This is a genomic window from Pseudomonas sp. LG1E9 (assembly GCF_003290225.1).
GTDB lineage: Bacteria > Pseudomonadota > Gammaproteobacteria > Pseudomonadales > Pseudomonadaceae > Aquipseudomonas > Aquipseudomonas cyclaminis.
Genome location: NZ_CP029983.1, coordinates 1,621,214 through 1,641,347, shown reverse-complemented (window position 1 = coordinate 1,641,347; position 20,134 = coordinate 1,621,214). Strand labels below are relative to the sequence as shown.

Here is a 20,134-nt window from a genome sequence, read left to right as displayed (position 1 = left end):
CGTGGGGCTTTTGCGTGTAAAACAGAATGTTTCTCGAAAAGCCACGGCATAATGCGCGCCGTGCCCTACATACCCAGATAGACGAGGCGGTCAGACGTGTTGAAGAAAACCCTGTTCCAGTTGCACTGGTTCTTCGGCATCACTGCCGGGCTGGTGCTGGCCTTGATGGGGATCACCGGGGCTGCGGTCTCGTTTCAGGATGAACTACTGCGGGCACTCAACCCCAACGTACTGAGCGTTGAAAAACGCGAAGCCGGTGTGCTGCCGCCCGCCGAACTGGTGCGCAAGCTCGAAGCCTGCGAAGGCAAGACCGTCGCCATGCTGTTCGTGGAAAGCGAAAGCGGCAATGCCGCACGCGTGTTCTTCACCCCGCCGCCGGGTGAGCGACGCGGCCAACTGCGCTACTTCGATCCCTACACCGGCGATTACATGGGCGATGTGGTCGGCCAGGACTTTTTCGGCTTTATCCTGCAACTGCACCGCTTCCTCGCCATGGGCGAAACCGGGCGCAACATCACCGGCGCGTGCACGCTGATCCTGGTGTTTTTCTGCCTGTCCGGTTTGTACCTGCGCTGGCCGCGCCAGGTGGCAAGTTGGCGTGTGTGGCTGACCCTGGACTGGCGCAAAAAGGGCCGCAGTTTCAACTGGGACCTGCACTCGGTGTTTGGCACCTGGTGCCTGCTGGCTTACTTGTTGGCGGCGCTGACCGGGCTGTCCTGGTCATACGACTGGTACAGCCAGGGCTTGACCAAACTGCTGTCCGACGCGCCGCAAAATGAACGCATGCGCAAGCGCGGCCCGCCGCCGGCAGGCCCGGCGCTGGTGGCCAACTATCACGCAATCTGGAGCAGCATCTACAGCAACGCAGGCCCGGGATTGAGCGCCTACAACATCCGCATGCCGGCCGTCGCCGGGCAACCGGCGACCGTCTACTACCTGTTGAAAGACTCACCCCATGACCGCGCCCTGAACCAGATCAACCTGGACCCGGCCACCGGCGAGGTCAAATCCCATGATCAATACGCGAGCAAAAGCTTCAAGGCGCAGCTACTGACCAGCCTCTACGCGCTGCACACCGGCAGTTACTTCGGCCTCGCCGGGCGGATCATCCTCACCGTCAGCTCATTGCTGATGCCGCTGTTCTTCATCACTGGCTGGTTGCTGTACCTGGACCGTCGCCGCAAAAAACGCCAGGTGCGCGACGCCCGTAAAAGCCTCGGCGCCAACCACAGCAATGCCCCGGCCTGGCTGATCGGCTTTGCCAGCCAGAGCGGTTTTGCCGAGCAACTGGCCTGGCAGACCGCCGGGCAATTGCAGGCGGCCGGCCTGCCGGTGAAGGTGCAGTCCTTGGGTAGCGTCAGCCAGGACGATTTGCTCCAGTCAGAAAATGCGCTGTTTGTGGTCAGCACTTTCGGCGACGGCGAAGCCCCCGACAGCGCCCGTGGCTTTGAACGCGCAGTGCTCGGCCAGGACCTGTCCCTCAAAGGCCTGAATTACTCGGTGCTGGCCCTGGGTGATCGTCAATACGAACACTTCTGCGGCTTTGCCCGGCGCCTGCATTTCTGGCTGACCAACCAGGGCGGCAACCCACTGTTTGCTCCGGTGGAAGTGGACAGCGGCGACACGGCCGCGCTGCTGCATTGGCAACAACAGCTTGGGCAGTTGACCGGTCAGGCACCGGCCGTGGCATGGCCTACCGCCCAGTACGAAACCTGGACGCTCAGCCAGCGCCACCTGCTCAACCGCCACAGCGCGGGCTCGAACGTTTACCTGCTCGGCCTCACCCCGGCTTCGCCACACACCTGGCAAGCCGGCGACCTGGCGGAAGTGTTGCCCCGCAATTGCCCATGGGCCATCGAGCACTTCCTGAGCGGCCTGGGCCTGACCGGCACCGACGGCGTGTTGATCGACGGTTTGGCCACCCCCCTCAACCAAGCCCTGGCGACTCGCCAACTGCCGGAAAACCGCGCCCATCTGGTGGGCATGCATGCCCAGGCATTGGTGGACGCACTGGCGCCCTTGGGCATGCGCGAATACTCCATCGCCTCGGTTGCCAGCGACGGCGTGCTGGAGTTGATCGTGCGCCAGGAACGCCACCCAGATGGCAGCCTGGGCCTGGGCTCGGGTTGGCTCACCGAACACGCGGCCTTGGGCGCAGGCATCAGCCTGCGGCTGCGTCGCAACAGCGCCTTCCACCTGCCGCAAGCGCCTGTGCCATTGATCCTGCTGGGCAACGGCACCGGCCTCGCGGGCCTGCGCAGCTTGCTCAAAGCGCGGATTGCCGATGGCCAGCAGCGCAATTGGCTGTTGTTCGGCGAACGCAATATCGCCCACGACTACCTGTGCCAGGACGAGCTGCAAGGCTGGCTGGCCAGCGGTGATCTGGCCTTGCTGGACCTGGCGTTTTCGCGGGATCAGGAAGAGAAGATCTACGTGCAGGACCGCCTGCGTGAATCGGCCGATGTGCTGCGTAAATGGCTCGCAGACGGCGCGGCGATTTATGTGTGTGGGAGCTTGCAGGGGATGGCGGCGGGGGTGGATCAGGTGCTGCACGACGTGCTGGGCAGCGAGGCGGTGGAGCGTTTGATCGAACAAGGCCGCTATCGCCGGGATGTCTACTGAGGCGACCTATGTGAGAGAGGGCTTGCCCCCGATGAGCATGGGTCTCAACACAACTCTCAAAGGCTTATACATAACGCTGTGGTGAGCGGGCTTGCCCCGCGCTGGGCTGCGAAGCGGCCCCAAAACGTCCACCTCGATTGATTCTGGCACTCTGCGGTGACCTTATTGGGGCTGCTTCGCAGCCCAGCGCGGGACAAGCCCGCTCACCACAACAGCCCAGTTGCCATACATTCAATACCTATGCCCCGATGAGGGGGTGTCAGCTAATACATCTGTGACTGCCCCACCGCTATCGGGGGCAAGCCCCTCCCACATTTGGACCGCATGCCAAATGATTAGACTGGTTGTAGTTTTTGCTCGAACACCGAGACGCCATCCAGGTCGCGCAATATCACCGTCAACTCTGCCGTTTGCCCATCGATATTCACCTCGCCAAAAAACTGAAACCCGGCAAACGGCGAGGTGTTCTGCGCCGGCGGCGCCTTCTCGAAGACCACCTCTGGCCCAAAGGTTTTATCCAGCGGATTAGGCCCGAAACTCCCCGCATTCAGCGGCCCGGCAACGAACTCCCAGAACGGCTCAAAATCCTGGAACGCCGCCCGATCCGGGTGGTAGTGATGCGCTGCGCAGTAGTGCACATCCGCCGTCAGCCATACGTGGTTACGCACCTTCTGCGCACGCAGGAATGCCAACAGTTCGGCGATTTCCAGCTCGCGCCCTTGCGCCGGGCCGGGGTCGCCATTGGCGATCGCTTCCCAGCGCGGCACGCCGGGGCTGACTTCACCGTCAGGCACACCCAGGCCAATCGGCATGTCGGCGGCGATCACTTTCCATTGCGCCTTCGAGGCCTTGAGTTCGCGCTTGAGCCAGTCCAGTTGCTCACGACCGAGGAAGGGCTTGGCGCCGCCCAGATTGTCATCGTTGCCGCCGCGATAGCTGCGCATATCCAGCACAAACACATCCAGCAGCGGGCCGTAGCTGAGCTTGCGATAAATCCGCCCGCCGCCGTCTGCGCTTTGGCGGCGCATCGGTGAATATTCGAGCCAGGCCTGGCGCGCACGACCCACCAGCATGTTGATGTCTTTGGTCTGGTAACGCTCGTCGAGCTGCTTGCTGGGCGACCAGTTGTTCACCACCTCATGGTCGTCCCACTGCCAGATCTGCGGCACTTCGGCATTGAAGCGGCGCACGTTTTCGTCCAGCAGGTTGTAGCGGTAATTGCCGCGATACTCATCAAGGGTTTCGGCGACTTTGCTCTTGGCTTCGGTGGTGATATTGCGCCAGATGCGCCCGCCTTCAGTCGCCAGTTGCGCCGGCACCGGGCCGTCGGCGTAGATGGTGTCGCCGCTGTGGATAAAAAAGTCCGGCAGGCGCAGGCGCATGGCCTCGTAGATGCGCATGCCGCCGATGTCCGGGTTGATGCCGAAGCCTTGGCCGACGGTGTCGCCGCTCCACACAAAGCGAATGTCACGACGCTGCTGCGGCACGCTGCGCAGGTGGCCGAACCACGGCTCACTGGCGATGCCGGTCTGGGCGTCTTCGAAGTGCACACGGTAGAAAACCGCCTGGTCGGCGGGCAGCCCGGTGAGTTCGACGCGGGCGGTGAAGTCGCTACGGTTGTCGGCCAAAGGCGAGACGAATCGGCGTGGGTTGCTGAACACGCTGCGGGTGTCCCACTCCACCACCATCCGCGCCGGGCGGTCGCTGCGGCTCCAGATCATGGCGCGATCGCCGAGCAGGTCGCCGGACTGCACGCCGTCGGTGAGTTGCGGCCGGTCCTTGACCGAAGCAATCACCGCCGGCGCCAGGCCCGGCAGCAAAAGGCCGGCGCCGACGACTTGCATCACACGGCGACGGCCCAGATCGAAATGGCTCATGCAGGTGCCCTCTTGAGTATCAAAAGGGCCACTTAAGCACGCGCTTATGACACCGGTGCGACAGCCAGCTCCACGGTTTCGGGACGCTTGATCACGGCATATACCAGACCGGTCAACAGGCTACCGGCGACGATGGCCAACAGGTACAACAGCGCGTGGTTGATCGCACCCGGAATCACCAGCACGAACAGCCCGCCATGGGGCGCGGCGAGTTTGCAGCCGAAGTACATGGACAGGGCGCCCGTCAACGCGCCACCGGCGATAGCGGCCGGGATCACCCGCAGTGGGTCTTTGGCCGCGAACGGGATCGCGCCTTCAGAGATAAAGCACAGGCCGAGGATCATCGCAGCCTTGCCGGCTTCGCGCTCGGTCTGGGCAAATTTGCGCCGCGCCAGGAACGTCGCGATGCCCATGCCAATCGGCGGCACCATGCCGGCGGCCATGGTCGCAGCCATCGGCGCGCCGCTGGACGCAGCCAGCAAACCCACCGAAAACGCATAGGCCGCCTTGTTGATCGGCCCGCCCAGATCCACACACATCATGCCGCCCAGCAGGATGCCCAGCAGCACCGCGTTGGTGGTGCCCATGGTGCTGAGGAAGTCGGTCAGGCTGGTCAGCATGCGCGCGACAGGCGGGCCGACCAGGTAGATCATCGCCAGGCCGGTAATCAGGCTGGCCAGCAACGGGATGATCAGGATCGGCTTGAGCGCCTCCATGCTTTGCGGCAATTGCACGGCACGGGTGATCAGTTTGACGCAGTAGCCCGCCAGGAAACCGGCCAGGATGCCGCCGATAAAACCCGCCCCCAAGGTGCCGGCCAACAGGCCGCCGATCATGCCCGGCGCAATGCCTGGGCGGTCGGCAATCGAGTACGCGATGTAACCTGCCAGCAGCGGCACCATCAACATAAAGGCGCTGTTGCCGACGGTTTTCAGCGCGGCCGCCAAGGTGCCTTCCTGTTCGAACGCGTGAATGCCGAAGGCAAACGACAAGGCGATCAACAATCCGCCCGCCACCACCATCGGCAACATGAACGACACGCCGGTGAGCAGGTGTTTGTACACGCCGGTTTTTTCTTTCTTGGCCACCGTCGCGGTGCCTGTGCTTTCGACGGCGCCTTCGGCCAAGGCCTTGTTGAGGGTCGCTTCGGACTGCTTGAGGGCAATGCCGGTGCCGCAACGGTAGATCTTCTTGCCGGCGAAGCGCTCGGTGGTGACTTCTATGTCTGCCGCGAGCAACACCACGTCGGCGTTGGCGATGGCCTCCGGGCTCAATGGCGTACGTGCGCCAACTGAACCTTGAGTCTCGACCTGCAAGTCATAACCCAGGCGCTTGGCCGTCTGCTGCAAGGCTTCGGCGGCCATGAAGGTGTGGGCCACGCCCGTGGGGCACGCGGTCACCGCGACGATACGCGGGGCCTGTTTCGACACCGCTGGCGCTTGGCTGGCGACCTGCACCTGGGCTTCTTCAGCGCCACGGCGCAACACTGCTTCGACATCCGCCAGCGCTTGCGCCGGGGTGCTCTGGAAGACGCGCTTGCCGACAAAGCGTTGCATATCCACCGGGGTGCTGCTGACCAGCAACACCCATTCGGCGGCGTCGATTGTCGCTTGGGACAGTGCGCGTTCCGGATGCTGCACGTCGACGACTTCGACGCTGGTGCTCCAACCTTGGCGTTGCGCGGCGGCGTCCAGCAGGCGGGCGCACAGCACACTGGTGACCATGCCGTTCGGGCAGGCAGTAACAATGGCTAACTTCATCACAAACCCTCTTATTGTTCTGTCAGCGGGCGCACAACAACGCCGCTTTCGAGGTGCGCCAACTGCGCGTCATCGCTGATGCCAAAACCGATTTGCGTCACCGCCATCGCGGCAATCGCGGTGGCACGGCGCAAGGTCTGCTCGGGCGCTTCGCCGCTGAGCAGACCGTGGAGCATGCCGGCCAGCAGCGAATCGCCGGCGCCGACGGTGCTGGCCACGGTGACCTTGGGCGGCGTCGCATGCAGGGTCACGCCCGAGCTGTACCAGCTCACGCCCGCGGCGCCGTCGGAGACCACCACATGTTCCACACCCTGTTGATGCAGTTGGCTGACGGCATCCGTGGCATTCGCCAGGGCGTCGGCCAGCTCTTCGGTGTTGGGTTTGACCAACCACGGGCCCGCCTGCAATCCGGCACGCAACGCTTCGCCGCTGGTGTCCAGGGCGACTTTCAAACCGAGCTTCTTCAGTTGCACCAACAAATCCTGCAACCACTGCGGGCTGACGCCACGGGGCAAGCTGCCAGCGACCACCACCGCGTCATGCCCGGGGGCGATCTGCGCGAGTTGATCGAGGAGCGCCTGTTGCGCCTGTTCACTGACCCACGGCCCCGGCGCGTTGATGTCGGTGACCCGGCCGTCCTGCTCGGCAATCTTGATATTGCTGCGGGTTTCGCCAGGCACGCGGATAAACGCGTCGGCAAAACCACGGCGCACGATCAGCGCCTCAAATGCCTGAGGATTGCCCTCCCCCAGAAATCCGCCAACGGTCACCTGATGCCCAAGATCCGCCAACACCTGCGCCACATTCACGCCCTTGCCGGCGGCATGGGTGAGCATGGCGTCGCTGCGGTTGACTTCACCCGGTTCCAGGCGCGCCAGGCGCACCGTAAGGTCCAACGCCGGGTTGAGCGTCAGGCTTAGAATTCTTGCCATTTACACGGCCTCCACTAGGGCACGCACTTCGGCGGGAGACCCCACCGCCAGTGCCTTTTGCGCCAGGCCCTGGGCCTCGCTCAGACTGAATTCACGCACCCGCGCCTTCACTTCGGGAATGCTGCGGGCCGACACGCTCAACTCATCCACACCCAGCCCGATCAGCACCGGCACCGCCAGCGGGTCTGCCGCCAGTTCGCCGCACACGCCGACCCATTTGCCATGGGCGTGGGCCGCACGCACGGTGATGTCGATCAGTTGCAACACTGCCGGGTGCAGGCCATCGGCCTGGGCCGACAAGGTCGGGTGGCCACGGTCGATGGCCAGGGTGTACTGGGTCAGGTCGTTGGTGCCGACGCTGAAGAAGTCGACTTCCTTGGCCAGCACCGGCGCCAACAGCGCAGCCGACGGCACTTCGATCATGATGCCCAGTTGCAGGTCGGCCACCGGGATTTCCAGGCGCAGGCGCTCGGTCATGTCACGGGCGGCGCGCCATTCATCCACACTGCCGACCATGGGAAACATGATGCGCAGCGGGCGGTTATCCGCCGAGCGCAACAGGGCGCGCAATTGCGCTTCCATGATCTGCGGGCGTTGCAGGGTGAGGCGAATGCCGCGCACACCGAGGAAAGGGTTTTCTTCCTCTGCAATCGGCCAGTAAGGCAACGGTTTGTCGCCGCCTACGTCGAGGGTACGCACCACCAGCGGGCGCCCGTCGAGGCCGTCGAGGACGCGGCGGTATTCGGCTTCCTGGGTGGCTTCGTCCGGCGCTTGCGGGTGGGCCATGAAAATCAGCTCGGTACGCAGCAGGCCAATGCCTTCGGCGCCCTGCTCGACCGCTTTGGCGACACCCGCGCTCTCGCCGATGTTGGCAAACACTTCCACGGCGTGGCCGTCACGGGTGACCGCCGGTTCATGGCGCTGGGCCGAAGCGGCTTGCAGGCGCTGTTCGCGGGTGTCGCGCTCGACGGTGGCGCGTTGCAAGGTGGCGGCGTCGGCGTCCACATGCAGGCGACCGCGCTGGCCATCGAGCAACAATGGCGTGCCGGAGGCCAGCAGCAACACGGCCGGACCGGCACCGACCAACGCGGGGATGCCGAGGGCACGGGCGACGATAGCGCTGTGGGCCGTGGCGCCACCACGGGCGGTGAGGATGCCGGCGACGCGGGCCGGGTCCAGGCGGGCAACATCGGACGGGCCGACTTCATCCATCACCAGAATGTAGGGCTCGCTTGGCTCCTGGGCGGTTTCGACGCCGCACAGTTGGGCCAGCACCCGCCGACCAATGTCTCGCAGGTCGGCGGCGCGCTCGGCGAGCAGAGCATCCTGCAAAGACTCCTGCTGCCTGGCGGCGGCTTCGATCACGCTCATCCACGCGGCTTCGGCGCTTTCGCCTTGTTTGAGGCGGGTGTCGACTTCGTCGGTCAGTTCCGGGTCGTCGAGCATTTCCTGGTGGGTGATGAAAATCTCGCGAATCGCCTTGGCTTGGCTGCGCTCGATCAGGCCCTGGATATCGCGGCGTACTTCACCGAGTGCCTCTTGCAGGCGCTGGCGCTCAATAGCCGAGGATTCACCGCGCAACGGGTAATCGAAGACTTGCTGGATCTGCACGTGCGCTGGGCCAATGGCAATGCCCGGCGCGGCGGCGATGGCCTGGACCTGGCTACCGGCCAGCGGTGCGCTGAGCGCGGGCTCGGCCTCAACGATGGCAGGCTGGGCGCTCGCGGTCGGCAGCGGCTCGACCTCTTCTCCCAGGCCCTCTTGCACCGCCGCCAACAGAGCGGGCAGCGCATCACCGGCAATGCTCGGCTCGGCAACAAATTCCAGCACTTGACCGCGACGGGCGCCCAGGCTCAGCAACTTGCTCAGGCTCTTGACCGACACCGCGCCCACAGGACCGTCGACGATGCGTACACGGATGTCACCTTCAAAACTTTTTGCCAGTTGCGCGAGGATCTTCGCCGGTCGCGCATGCAGCCCGTGGGCGTTGGCCAGGGTAATGCGTGCGCTCGGCCAATCCGGCGGCAGTTCACCGCCCAGCACTTCGAGTACCGCACGGCTGCTGGTGGCACGGCCCAGTTCCTGGCCGCGGCCTTCGATCAATAAGGCGCACAGGCGCTCAAGCAACGCCTGATGGGCTTCGCCCAGGCTGGCCAGGCAGAACAGGCCGTTAAGCGGCTGGCCGAGGTAGCGCATGGGTTTATCCGGCGTGACAAACGCCAGGCCGGGACGCTTGACCGTCTGTTCGCTGTGCAACCACCACAGGCCATCGCCCAGCGGGAGCGCGTCGACCTGCTGCAATACAGCGGCGAAACCATTGCTCACACAATCGGCCTGGCGCAGCAGGCGTGCGCCTCGCCAGACCAGCTCTTCAAAGTCATCGGCGGACACGCCCAGGCTGATCATCTGCGCATCCAGCGCCAGCTCCTGCGGCGCGCCTTGCAGCAGTTTGAGCAACGCTTCGGCGCTGCCGGCACGGCGCAGTGCCTGGCCCAGGTCGGTTTCACCGAGGGCGCGGGTGAGCAGTTGCAGCAGGCGCAGGTGTTCATCGGATTTGGCGGCAATGCCGATGGCCAGGTACACGATCTGACCGTCGCCCCAGTCCACCCCTTCGGGGAACTGCAACAGGCGCACGCCGGTGGAAAATACCTGGTCGCGGGTTTCGGGAGTGCCGTGGGGGATGGCAATACCCTGGCCGAGAAAGGTCGATCCTTGGGCTTCACGGGCTTGCAAGCCGCTGAGATACCCTTCGGCGACCAGGCCATCGACCACCAGTTTGTCAGCGAGCAGGTGCAAGGCAGCAGACTTATCCACAGCCACTTGGCCCATGGATATCTGCTCTACGGTGAGCTCAAGCATGCCGTTCTCCTAGTTAGTGCAAGGGGTGCACTAGGTATTGTTTTGAATAATTCAGTGTAAATGTGTTCAGAATTTACTGACTGAGCGGTCAATTGGCAGTAGCCACTCAGTAGCGAACGTCGTAAAAATACGCTGGCTGAAACGTTTAATCTAGAATTTAAGGCAGATTACGCGTTAATTGTGCATCCTTGAAGGACCACTCGGCACTTGAGCCAGGACATGGGTCGTACCCAGGAATCGGTTACGATTGGAAAAAATGTCGGGGCAAGCTCCAAAAAACAAGGAAATCCCGGTTTGAAACTCAGTGATATCGCACGTCTGGCCGGTGTGTCCGTGACCACCGCCAGCTATGTCATCAATGGCAAGGCCGAACAGCAACGCATCAGCAGCGCCACCGTCGAGCGGGTGCGTGCCGTGGTCCAAGCCCATGGCTTTACCCCCAACCCACAGGCCGCCGGGCTGCGCAGTCGGCACACGCGCACCTTGGGCTTTATCCTGCCCGACCTGGAAAACCCCAGTTACGCACGAATCGCCAAGCTATTGGAACAGGGCGCCCGTGCGCGCGGTTATCAGTTGCTGATTGCCAGTTCCGACGATGAGGCGGACAGCGAGCGCCAATTGCTGCAACTGTTCCGTGCACGGCGTTGCGATGCGTTGTTCGTGGCCAGTTGCCTGCCCGCCAGCGATGACAGTTACCGCGAGCTGCAAGCCAAGGGCTTGCCGGTGATCGCCATCGACCGGGTGATGGAGCCCGAGCAGTTCTGCTCCGTGGTCAGCGACGACCGCCAGGCGTGCCAGCAACTGACCAGCAGCCTGTTGCAGCCGCTGCCCAAGCAGATCGTGCTGATCGGCGCACGGCCCGAGTTGAGCATCAGCCAGGAGCGTGCCGCCGGTTTCCGTGAAGCGCTGCAAGGCTTCACGGGTGAAGTGATCGTCGAACACGGCGAATCCTTCAGCCGTGATTGCGGCCGACAGTTGATGGAGCAACTTCTGCAACAACTGGGGCATTTGCCTGACGCACTGGTGACCACGTCCTACGTGCTGTTGCAGGGTGTGTTTGACGCGCTGCATGACTTCCCGCTCAAGTCGCGCCCGCTACGCCTGGGCACCTTTGGTGACACGCAACTGCTGGATTTCCTGCCGCTGCCGGTCAACGCAATGGCCCAGCAACATCAACTGATTGCCGACACCGCCTTGCGCCTGGCCCTGGCCGCGATTGAAGAAGAACAGTACCAGCCGGGCGTGCACGCCATCGGCCGGACCTTCAAACAGCGAATCCACGAGGCCTGAACGTGGAGCTGATCGACACCCACACCCACCTGGACTTTGCGGACTTCGACAGCGATCGCGCACAAGTCCTCGCCCACAGCCGCTCACTCGGGGTGCAGCGCATGGTGGTGTTGGGGGTCTATCAGCAGAATTGGCAGCGCTTGTGGGATCTGGTGCAGGCAGATGAAGGTTTGTTCGCAGCCTTCGGCCTGCACCCGGTGTACCTGGATGACCATCGCCCCGCCGACCTAACGGAACTGGGCGACTGGCTGAGCCGCCTGCACGGCCATCGGCAACTGTGCGCGGTGGGCGAGATCGGCCTGGATTACTTCCTCGAACACCTGGACCGCGAACGCCAGCAAAGCCTGTTCGAAGCGCAGCTCAAACTGGCCGTGGACTTCCAGCTTCCGGCCCTGCTGCACGTACGCCGCAGCCACGCCGCCGTGATCGCGACCCTCAAGCGTATCCGCCTGCCACGGGGCGGTATCATCCACGCGTTTGCCGGCAGCCGGGAAGAAGCCCGCGAGTACATCAAGCTGGGCTTCAAACTTGGCCTGGGCGGCGCCGCTACGTGGCCCCAGGCGCTGCGCATGCACAAGGTGCTCACGCAACTGCCGCTGGATGCGGTGGTACTGGAAACCGACGCCCCCGACATGGCACCGGCCATGTACCCCGGCCAGCGCAACAGCCCTGAGCACCTGCCGGCGATCTGCACCGCCCTGGCCGAGCGCATGGGCACCAGCCCGCTATTGCTGGCCGAGGCGAGCACACGCAATGCGTGCGAGCTGTTCAATTGGTAGCACAGGTGTCACCGCTTGCAGATTCAGGGTCATGCGTTGCCGATGCCGGGCGTAGCGCAACACCAGAAAGTGCACCAACAGCACCACCAGTGACACGTTGAGCTGCCCGATCACGCTGATCAGCCCCACCCATTCCGTCACCAACGCCACGATCAGTACCATGCTGGTCAACACCGCCATGCTCGGGCGGACCAGCGACCAGTGGTCCAGCGCCTTGAAGTGACGCAATTGCCGGGGGCAGTTCAGCTCCAACACCCGCTGACAGTAAGGGCAGTCGAAGGGCTCTTCGATAGCGATGGCGTTGAGCTGCCAAGGCTTGAGTTCAAACGTGATATCGCAATGGGCGCAGTGCCCTTTGATGCCGACGGCAGTGGTCATCGTCATGCCTCCCCTGGATCATGAATGAGTGAAATAAATTCTCACTCATTCCCGCGAGCGAAAAAGGCACTCAGGGAAATCCAGACAGGCACTACATCCACAAGAGACCAATCCTACCCCGCCGCCCTACACACGAAACGCGCCGATCAATTGCTTCAGCTCGATCACCTGCACTGAAAGCTGCCGGCTCGCCGCCTCGGTCTGATGTGCGCCTTGGGCCGCATGTTCGCCGGCCCGGTTGATTTCGACGATGTTCTGGTCGATATCGTGGGCGACGGCGGTCTGCTGCTCCACAGCGGCAGCAATCTGCTGGTTCTGGTCGACGATCATGCCGACGGCACCGAGGATATTTTCCAGCGCCTGCTGGACCTTTTCCGATTCGCCCACGGTGCCGCTGGCCATTTCATGGCTGGTACCCATGGCCTTCACGGCTGCGCCGACACCGGCGTGCAGACGGCTGATCATTTGTTCGATTTCTTCAGTGGAATGCTGGGTCCGCCGGGCCAGGGTGCGCACCTCATCGGCCACCACCGCAAAACCACGCCCCTGCTCACCGGCGCGGGCGGCCTCAATCGCCGCATTGAGCGCCAGCAGGTTGGTTTGCTCGGCGATGCTTTTGATCACTTCCAACACACTGCTGATGGCCTGGCTGTCGCTGGCCAATTGGTTGATCACCCGCACCGACGCATCGATCTCCGAAGCCAGCCGCGCAATACTGCCCTGCTGGGATTGCACCAGGCCACGGCCATTGACGGTTTCGTCGTTGACGCTGTGCGCACTGCTGACCGCTGCCGCCGTACTGCGCGCCACTTCCTGGGCGGTGGCCGACATCTGGTTCATGGCCGTGGCGACCTGTTCGATTTGCATGCGCTGGCCAGAGACCGCCTCATTGCTGCGGGCCGACACCGTTTCCACTTGGCCGGCCTGGAGTTCGACCTGGCTGACGGTGTGCCCGACGCGTTCGATCAAGTCATGGATTTTCGCCACAGTGCCGTTGAACACCTGGCCGAGATCGCCCAGCTCGTCACGGCTCTGGGCGACAAACGTGACGGTCATGTCGCCGGCCGCCACCTTGTCCATCATCGCCCCCAGGCGGCGCAGGGTGGTGCGCGTCGAGGCGTAGAAGCCGGCGTACAGGTAGAAGATCAGCAGAAACACCGCCGTCAGCGCCGAGACCAGTACCACCATGTGCGTGCGATTCTGCGCCAGGCGCTGCTCCAGTTGCTGCCCGAGGAACATCAGGGTGGCGTCATCGAGCTGATAGGTCTGGGCCATCAATTGGCTGACGCTGTCGTAGAAAGCCTGCCAGGGTGCGTCGAGTGTTTCAGCCATCACCACTTGCTCTTCAAACAGCTCGCTGCCTTGCTTGAGGCTGGCGTTACTGGCCTTCGCCAGCCCCTCCAGGGCGGCGTGGGCGGCGGTGCTGGAGCCGAGGGCATCGTGCAATTTCAAGCCGTATTCGGCTTGGAGTTTTTCCAGCTGTTGCAGCAGCTCGTCAAAACGCGTGCTGGAGGAGGAATTGAGGAAGCCCTGGCCCAGGGAATAAGCGCCCATCGCCCGACCTTCTCCCAAGACTTGGGTGACTTGGGGCGTGACACTGGTGATCAGTTCGCTGAGTTGGCGTAAATCGCTCTGAGAGTCGCGGCTCAAGCCGGATTGGCTGGCGATGATCTGGCTGAGTATCTGTGCCTTGTTGAGCAACTTGCCGATCAGCGCACTTTTGCTCAGCAACGAGGTTTCCTGTTGCTGGGTCTTGAAGGCCGCGATCAACTCGTCGCGCTTGCCTTCAAACACGGCGATTTGCTCAGGCTCGGTGGCCATCGGGTTGAGGCCCTGCAGACGGGCGAGCACGCTCTGCTCCAAGCTGCCAATCCTGGCCTCAAGGTCTGCGGCCTTAGCGGACTGACCAAGGGTTGCGTTGATCTGCACTTGGTTATTCAGGGTTTCCAGATCACGGCGCAAGGCCAGGCTACTACCAAGCAGATCGAGGCTTTGCAGTTCGACACGGGTGCCCTGGAATTCGCGCCAGGAATCACGCACCAGGTAATAGTTGGTCGCCAGCATCGGCAGCAGGAACAACACGCTGATCAGGCTGAACTTCATGCCGAAGCTCAGGCGATTCATCAGCGCGATGGCGGGATAGAGCAAGCTCTTCACAGGTGAACTCCCTTTTCTTTTATTTTTATTGAGGCGCAGGGCGGCGGCAGAAAGCCACTATTTGGCGTTCTGTCTGTATAGCTCAATTTGAAAGGGAGTTTTGTAACTTAAGGTTAACGACAGGAGCGAAGGACTCGCTCCTGTCCGGGGGGTCAAGGCAGCACGGTCCAGATGGCGAACCCGGCATACCACAGTACCGCCGCACGCAGCAGCAGCTCCCACAAGCGATCCAGGCTGTTGATGCCGTCTGCACCGACCACCGGCGGTGGGATTTCGGCGGCGACCAGGCCGACTTTCTCCACCAGTTGCGCGGCGCTGATGTCCCAGTTCAGCAACTCGTGAAGCATCACACGGCTGACCGCAACGAAGTTGCCCACCAAGGCAAAGCTGGCCGCCAGCAGACGCACCGGCAACCAGTCAAATGCGTGACGTAACTGCCCAGCGCGCTCGGCCACCAGTGGGTTCTGGCTGTATTCACTGGCCAGGGCCAACAGCCGGTAGGCCAGTGCGGCGACCGGGCCCAACAGGAAGTACCAGAAGATCACTGCGAAAAAACTCTGGTAGGCCTGCCATAACAGATGGCCCTGGACGCGTTCCAGCAGCTGCTCACCGCTGTCGGCGCCGATTTTCAGATCGCGTTCAGCCACATGTTCGGCGGCTTGCAGATCGCCCCGGCGCCACGCATCGCGAAACGGCCCAAGCCCGGCCAACAGGTCGCCACGGCCCAGGCTGTAGATCACCACCAGCAGGTGCACCGGCAACGCCAACAAACCATAGGCCACCGGTTCCAGCACCAGCAGCAACAACGCCAGCAACGCCACTGGCAGCAGCACCAGCAGGGCCAGAATCAGCCAAGGTTGTTTGCCCAGGCGCGGGCTCGATTCCAGCTTGGCCAATTCGCGCAACCAGCCGCCATCACGCTGCAATCGCTGGCGCATGGCCGAAAACTTCTCGATCCACACCGCCAGCACCAACACCAGAAAACTCATCGTGCGTGTCCTCCATCCTGCAGAGCGCTGCGAAAGCGCGTCCAATCAAAAGCGGGGCCGGGATCGGTCTTACGCCCCGGGGCGATATCGCTGTGACCACAGATACGCTGCGGCGTAATACTGGGGTAGGTCGCCAGCAACTGACGAGTCAGGCCGATCAGCGACACATATTGGGCGTCGGTGAACGGCAGGTCATCCGTGCCTTCCAGCTCTATCCCCAAAGAAAAGTCGTTACAGGTTTCACGCCCCTCGAAACATGAAACCCCGGCGTGCCAGGCCCGGTCGATGCAGGACACAAACTGCGTCACCGCACCGTCGCGCTCAATCAGAAAATGCGCAGACACCCGTAGGTCGGCAATCCCTTCAAAGTAGGGATGTTCCGTGACATCCAGGCGATTCTGGAAAAATTCCTGCACCTTGCCCGTGGCGAACTGCGCCGGTGGCAGGCTGATGTTATGCACCACCAACAGTGAGATTTCGCTTGCGGGGCGCTCGTTGAAGTTGGGGGACGGGCAATGGCGAATGCCCTGGCACCAACCGCTGACGGGGTCCAACTGCATACAGGATCCTTGAACGTGACTAAGTGTGACCAGTATGCCGCGTTCGACCCCGCGGTTGCGATCACTTGCCGCGATTGAGTTGACGCAACTGGCCCACCACCGCCGCCAGTGCCCGTTCGAACAGCGGACCATCGTCCAGGGTGTGCAGCGCGCCACGCTTGAACGCCAGTGCAAGTTGGCCGACGCTTTTGTGCATGGTTTTGAGCCCGGTGCGGCCGACGAAAACATAGGTATTGGCCGGCGCCATGATCGCCATCAACTTGCATCGCAGGGCACTGCCCTGATCTGGCTGGAACACGACCCAGCCACCGATACGCAGCTGGTACACCTTGAGCAGGTCCGGATCATCCGCCGGCAGCTCCTGGGCTGAATCGGGCGGCGTTGCACTGAGCACAAAAGGCTCGCGCACTTCGATCAAGCCATCGACACCTTCGGGCGGCTGGACATGCAGGGCCTGCAAGCGAACAAAAAAATCTCGGGTGCTGAAGGGGTCGAAGGCCGCGCTGGTCAACCCGTCGCGCAGGGCCTTGAGCAAGCCCGGCAACTGCACCAACAAGTGGCCTGCGGCGTCGGTGTCTTGCGGCAGGCTCACACTCCAGATCAACTCATCCATGGTGCGCAGCGCTGCCTGCCACTGCACCGACTGCTCGCCGTGCTTGAGGCTGGCCAGCAACAGCACCTGGCTCCAGGCTTGTTGCAGAAACTGCACCACCGCTCGCGGTAACACCTTGCCCAACAGCCGTCGGTTGAGCACCTCGGCCACCCGTGCACGCGCCGCTTCAGTTCGTACGCGCCCGTCTTCAGTGTCGCGGGTGTGCTGTTCGAGCAACTCGCGGCGCCGACGCTCATCGGCGGTGAACGCGGTGAACTCGGTCAGCAATTGGGAAAAAATCGCCGGGTCCTCGGCAAACTCATTGAGCAAACGCTGAACCACCTGCTCAATGCGCAGATACAGGCTGTCGTGCGCGTAGTCATCGACCGGGCTCCAGCCCATGGCGGACGCCGCGATTTCATTCAACAGGCGCCGCGCCGGGTGGCCGGAGGGACTGAAAAAACTCTTGTCCAGCACCGCCACTTTCAGCAGCGGGATCTGCAGGCGGCCGATCAAGGCCTTGAAGGCGTCCGGCACGGTGCGGTCATTGAGGATAAATTCGAACAGCAGGGCGATCAGGTTGATCACGTCTTCGTCCGCTTCCTCCACCACCCGCGATTTGCCACTCTTGACGCTGACCCGCGTGAGCAATTGCTCAAGCTGGTTACGCAGGTCGAAATCATCCTCGACCTGCGGCTCCGGTACGTACTGCTGCAAATGCGACAGCAGCCGCAACAGGTCACGGGTGGCGATGGGCTGGGGTTCGGCGCTGGCCTCAAGGGTAGGCGACACGCTACCGCGCACGGCGGTCAACAGCGCCTGCAAGGCAGTGAAGGCTTGCTGGCCATTTTCGTCGACGGGTTGCTCGGCGCTGGGCAGTGCCGCCTCACGCGGGTAATCACGGGTGGCGCGCTCGCCGGGGCGGCGGGACGGCGCGGCCTTGAGGTCCGGCAACACGCCGGTGGCGACCAGCAACTGGTTGGCTTCACCGTACAGTTGGTCCGCGTCGCTGAGTACGTACTTCTCAAACAGCTTGAGCATGATCAGCTTGACGCGGATCTCAACGCCCAGACTGCGCCCCGCACGCAGGAAAAACTCGCACAGCAGCGCCGGGCCCAAGGGGTTTTCACGGTCATCCAGGTGATTGCCCAGCAAGGCACTCAAGCGCGCGGTCAGTTGCCCCAGCGCCAGCCCGTCACGGTGATGCACGCGGCCGAGCATGGTCTCAAGTGCAACGGCTTTTTCCAGCTCATCCTTGGATGAACCTGGCGCCGCGTCATAGGACACCACCGGCACCATCTGCAGCTCGCCGCGTCCCGCCTGGCCCAGGCCGCCGAAGGCTTCGAACAGCCGCTCCATGAACACACGCTCGAAATTCTTGCGTTTGAGGCGCAAGTCGCGCATGGCTTCAAAGAAAATATGATGGTCCACGTTGCTGCGGGCCTTGTCGGCCATCTCGAACAACGTGTCGTCGGCGTTATCGAACAGCTCCTGCAGCCCGTGCTGCAACTGCTGCGCGGCCTTGTCGCGAACCTGCAGCAATACCACCGGCAGGCGCGCGAGCGGCGATGGCGTGGCGTGTGCCCTGTTGATTGGCACCACCTTTCCGTCATTGTGCATCCTGGCCTCCTGAAACGGCGGTATTGGTTGGGAAAGATCGGGTACAGGCCCATGAGGCGCTGTCGAAACCGGTACTCACCAGCACGTCAAAGCTATGACGCCAATTGCAAGGCGCGAGATTATCTTGCAAATGAGCCCCGTTGCGCCAGCAAACTCTGAGATTGCGCGGTAAATCAGCGGTGAGTCTGGGTTCGAGTGCACGCTGCCCCTATAATCGGGGCACTTTGTTTGTGGAGCCTGTTATGCCGAATCTCCGTCTTGCCGACCTCACCGCCGAAATCGAAGCCAACGTGCGCCGTGCGCTGCTGGAGGACATCGGCAGCGGCGACATCACCGCGCAGTTGATCCCGACCGAACGCCTGGCCACGGCCACCATCATTACCCGCGACAGCGCGGTCATTGCTGGTACGGCCTGGGTGGACGCCGTGTTCCGCCAACTGGACCCACGGGTCGCCGTACACTGGCAAGTGGCCGACGGCGAACGGGTCAGCCCCGACCAAGCCCTGTTCCACCTCGAAGGCCCGGCGCGCTCGCTGCTCAGCGGCGAACGCTCTGCCCTGAACTTTCTGCAGTTGCTGTCCGGCGTCGCCACGCGCGCGCGGTTCCTCGCAGATTTTGTTGCCAGCACCCAGGTCAAGCTGCTGGACACCCGCAAAACCCTGCCCGGCCTGCGCCTGGCGCAGAAATACGCCGTGACCTGCGGCGGCTGCCACAACCACCGCATCGGTTTGTATGACGCGTTTCTGATCAAGGAAAACCATATCGCGGCCTGCGGTGGTATCGCCCAAGCCATTACTGCCGCGCACAAGATCGCACCCGGCAAGCCGGTGGAAATCGAAGTGGAAAGCCTGGAAGAACTGCGCGAAGCACTGGCGGCGGGCGCCGACATCATCATGCTTGATGAGTTGAGCCTGGAGGATATGCGTGAGGCCGTACGCCTGAACGGCGGCAAGGCGAAGCTGGAAGCCAGCGGCGGGATCAATGAAAGCACCCTGCTGCCCATCGCTGAAACCGGCGTGGATTACATCTCCATCGGGGCGATGACCAAGGATGTGAAGGCGGTGGATTTGTCGATGCGACTCAGCATATGAGGCGCTGCAAGCGATGAGCGTCAAGCTGCAAGAGGCCGTATGACCACTTGCAGCTTGAGACATGCCGCTGCTTTCAAACCACCAGATTATTCATTTCGCAATACTCTTCCCAATCAACACCCAGCACCTCGGCCGCTTCCTTGTGCAGGACCAGCCGTGCCGCTTCGAATTCTTCAGGTGTCGAGGTGTACTTGAGGGACAACTCCCAAGGCTGGAGACCCTGGCTCTCGGCCTCGTCCTCGAATGCCCACTGGATCTGGTTACACTGATCATCGGCGCTCAGGTCCTTGATCTCTTCTTTAAGCTGCGGCGTTGCCTCAAGGTACTTATCAAGGGCTGCTTGATGCTGAACTTCCTGGGTCATTTCAGTCGTGGTCATGTCGTTCTCTTAGATCGAGGAATGGGGATGCATCTGGGTCATCAAGGTTGCGCAGATACAAAAGAGCGGGCACGAATGCCGACTCGCCTGGCCTTCAGAACCATTCTGGGATCATCTGAAAACATTGCCTTTGAAACATTGCATCTAAAACAAGCAGTAGTGCCTTTATGCCCGAGACAGGAGTCGAACCTGCGACCTTCGCGTTACGAGTGCGCTGCTCTACCAACTGAGCTACACGGGCGGTGGGCT

Annotated in this window: 14 protein-coding genes and 1 tRNA gene; 4 read left to right on the top strand and 11 right to left on the bottom strand. The window is 62.6% G+C overall.

Going from position 1 to position 20,134, the window contains the following annotated elements; translation table 11 throughout:
* Nucleotides 1-96 precede the first annotated feature (96 nt).
* Complete coding sequence (locus DNK50_RS07705; protein ID WP_112193431.1) at nt 97-2,622, top strand: sulfite reductase flavoprotein subunit alpha; 2,526 nt, start codon at nt 97-99, stop codon at nt 2,620-2,622.
* A 335-nt stretch (nt 2,623-2,957) separates the two neighbouring features.
* Here DNK50_RS07705 and DNK50_RS07700 read toward each other — a convergent pair whose 3' ends face one another.
* The 4 genes from DNK50_RS07700 to ptsP are packed head-to-tail and all read right to left on the bottom strand — an operon-like array spanning nt 2,958 to nt 10,050.
* Complete coding sequence (locus tag DNK50_RS07700; protein ID WP_112193429.1) at nt 2,958-4,499, bottom strand: alkaline phosphatase; 1,542 nt, start codon at nt 4,497-4,499, stop codon at nt 2,958-2,960.
* A 44-nt stretch (nt 4,500-4,543) separates the two neighbouring features.
* Nucleotides 4,544-6,259: a PTS fructose-like transporter subunit IIB gene (locus DNK50_RS07695; RefSeq protein ID WP_112193427.1), complete on the bottom strand. Its 1,716-nt coding sequence runs from the start codon at nt 6,257-6,259 to the stop codon at nt 4,544-4,546.
* An 11-nt stretch (nt 6,260-6,270) separates the two neighbouring features.
* Entirely contained in the window at nt 6,271-7,191 is a 921-nt protein-coding gene (gene pfkB, locus DNK50_RS07690; protein ID WP_112193425.1) for a 1-phosphofructokinase, read from the bottom strand.
* Nucleotides 7,192-10,050, bottom strand: coding sequence for a phosphoenolpyruvate--protein phosphotransferase (ptsP, locus tag DNK50_RS07685; protein ID WP_099587060.1), 2,859 nt, complete (start codon nt 10,048-10,050; stop codon nt 7,192-7,194). It lies immediately after the preceding gene.
* Between the two features lie 294 nt (nt 10,051-10,344).
* On the opposite strand from ptsP, the gene cra reads away from it, so the two are divergent.
* Together cra and DNK50_RS07675 are read left to right on the top strand one after the other, a co-directional pair.
* Nucleotides 10,345-11,340, top strand: a complete 996-nt coding sequence (gene cra / locus DNK50_RS07680; protein WP_099587059.1) for a catabolite repressor/activator — start codon at nt 10,345-10,347, stop codon at nt 11,338-11,340.
* A gap of 2 nt (nt 11,341-11,342) precedes the next feature.
* Entirely contained in the window at nt 11,343-12,119 is a 777-nt protein-coding gene (locus DNK50_RS07675) for a TatD family hydrolase (RefSeq protein WP_112193424.1), read from the top strand.
* Here the strand turns inward: DNK50_RS07675 and DNK50_RS07670 are convergent.
* From DNK50_RS07670 to DNK50_RS07650, 5 genes are all read right to left on the bottom strand, one after another.
* Nucleotides 12,066-12,497, bottom strand: coding sequence for a hypothetical protein (locus tag DNK50_RS07670; protein ID WP_099587152.1), 432 nt, complete (start codon nt 12,495-12,497; stop codon nt 12,066-12,068). The two genes, DNK50_RS07675 and DNK50_RS07670, sit on opposite strands and share 54 nt — an antisense overlap.
* Nucleotides 12,498-12,623: 126 nt before the next feature.
* A complete protein-coding gene (locus DNK50_RS07665) occupies nt 12,624-14,654 on the bottom strand; it encodes a methyl-accepting chemotaxis protein (protein WP_112193422.1) in 2,031 nt (676 codons plus the stop codon).
* A gap of 152 nt (nt 14,655-14,806) precedes the next feature.
* Entirely contained in the window at nt 14,807-15,643 is an 837-nt protein-coding gene (gene ampE, locus DNK50_RS07660; protein ID WP_112193420.1) for a regulatory signaling modulator protein AmpE, read from the bottom strand.
* Entirely contained in the window at nt 15,640-16,203 is a 564-nt protein-coding gene (gene ampD / locus DNK50_RS07655; RefSeq protein ID WP_112193418.1) for a 1,6-anhydro-N-acetylmuramyl-L-alanine amidase AmpD, read from the bottom strand. Before ampD ends, ampE begins: the two co-directional genes overlap by 4 nt.
* 61 nt (nt 16,204-16,264) lie before the next feature.
* Nucleotides 16,265-18,415 carry a DUF1631 domain-containing protein gene (locus DNK50_RS07650; protein WP_112193416.1) on the bottom strand — a complete coding sequence of 717 codons (2,151 nt, stop codon included), beginning with the start codon at nt 18,413-18,415 and terminating at the stop codon, nt 16,265-16,267.
* 242 nt (nt 18,416-18,657) lie between these two features.
* Between DNK50_RS07650 and nadC the strand changes: the two genes are divergently transcribed.
* Nucleotides 18,658-19,506 (top strand): carboxylating nicotinate-nucleotide diphosphorylase, encoded by an 849-nt coding sequence (nadC, locus tag DNK50_RS07645; protein ID WP_112193414.1) that lies wholly within the window; start codon nt 18,658-18,660, stop codon nt 19,504-19,506.
* A gap of 73 nt (nt 19,507-19,579) precedes the next feature.
* Here the strand turns inward: nadC and DNK50_RS07640 are convergent, their stop codons facing one another.
* The gene (locus DNK50_RS07640; RefSeq protein WP_112193413.1) at nt 19,580-19,885 is read right to left on the bottom strand and encodes a DUF6388 family protein; all 306 of its coding nucleotides are present in this window, start codon (nt 19,883-19,885) and stop codon (nt 19,580-19,582) included.
* A 168-nt stretch (nt 19,886-20,053) separates the two neighbouring features.
* Nucleotides 20,054-20,126: transfer RNA gene (locus DNK50_RS07635), tRNA-Thr, on the bottom strand.
* Between the last annotated feature and the right edge of the window lie 8 nt (nt 20,127-20,134).

What these genes read in the sequence shown, in the direction of transcription:
- ampE (WP_112193420.1), bottom strand. Translation starts at nt 15,643, where the DNA reads ATGAGTTTTCTGGTGTTGGTGCTGGCGGTGTGGATCGAGAAGTTTTCG.
- DNK50_RS07670 (WP_099587152.1), bottom strand. Translation starts at nt 12,497, where the DNA reads ATGACCACTGCCGTCGGCATCAAAGGGCACTGCGCCCATTGCGATATC.
- nadC (WP_112193414.1), top strand. Translation starts at nt 18,658, where the DNA reads ATGCCGAATCTCCGTCTTGCCGACCTCACCGCCGAAATCGAAGCCAAC.
- pfkB (WP_112193425.1), bottom strand. Translation starts at nt 7,191, where the DNA reads ATGGCAAGAATTCTAAGCCTGACGCTCAACCCGGCGTTGGACCTTACG.
- DNK50_RS07695 (WP_112193427.1), bottom strand. Translation starts at nt 6,259, where the DNA reads ATGAAGTTAGCCATTGTTACTGCCTGCCCGAACGGCATGGTCACCAGT.
- DNK50_RS07640 (WP_112193413.1), bottom strand. Translation starts at nt 19,885, where the DNA reads ATGACCACGACTGAAATGACCCAGGAAGTTCAGCATCAAGCAGCCCTT.
- DNK50_RS07700 (WP_112193429.1), bottom strand. Translation starts at nt 4,499, where the DNA reads ATGAGCCATTTCGATCTGGGCCGTCGCCGTGTGATGCAAGTCGTCGGC.
- ampD (WP_112193418.1), bottom strand. Translation starts at nt 16,203, where the DNA reads ATGCAGTTGGACCCCGTCAGCGGTTGGTGCCAGGGCATTCGCCATTGC.
- ptsP (WP_099587060.1), bottom strand. Translation starts at nt 10,050, where the DNA reads ATGCTTGAGCTCACCGTAGAGCAGATATCCATGGGCCAAGTGGCTGTG.
- DNK50_RS07650 (WP_112193416.1), bottom strand. Translation starts at nt 18,415, where the DNA reads ATGCACAATGACGGAAAGGTGGTGCCAATCAACAGGGCACACGCCACG.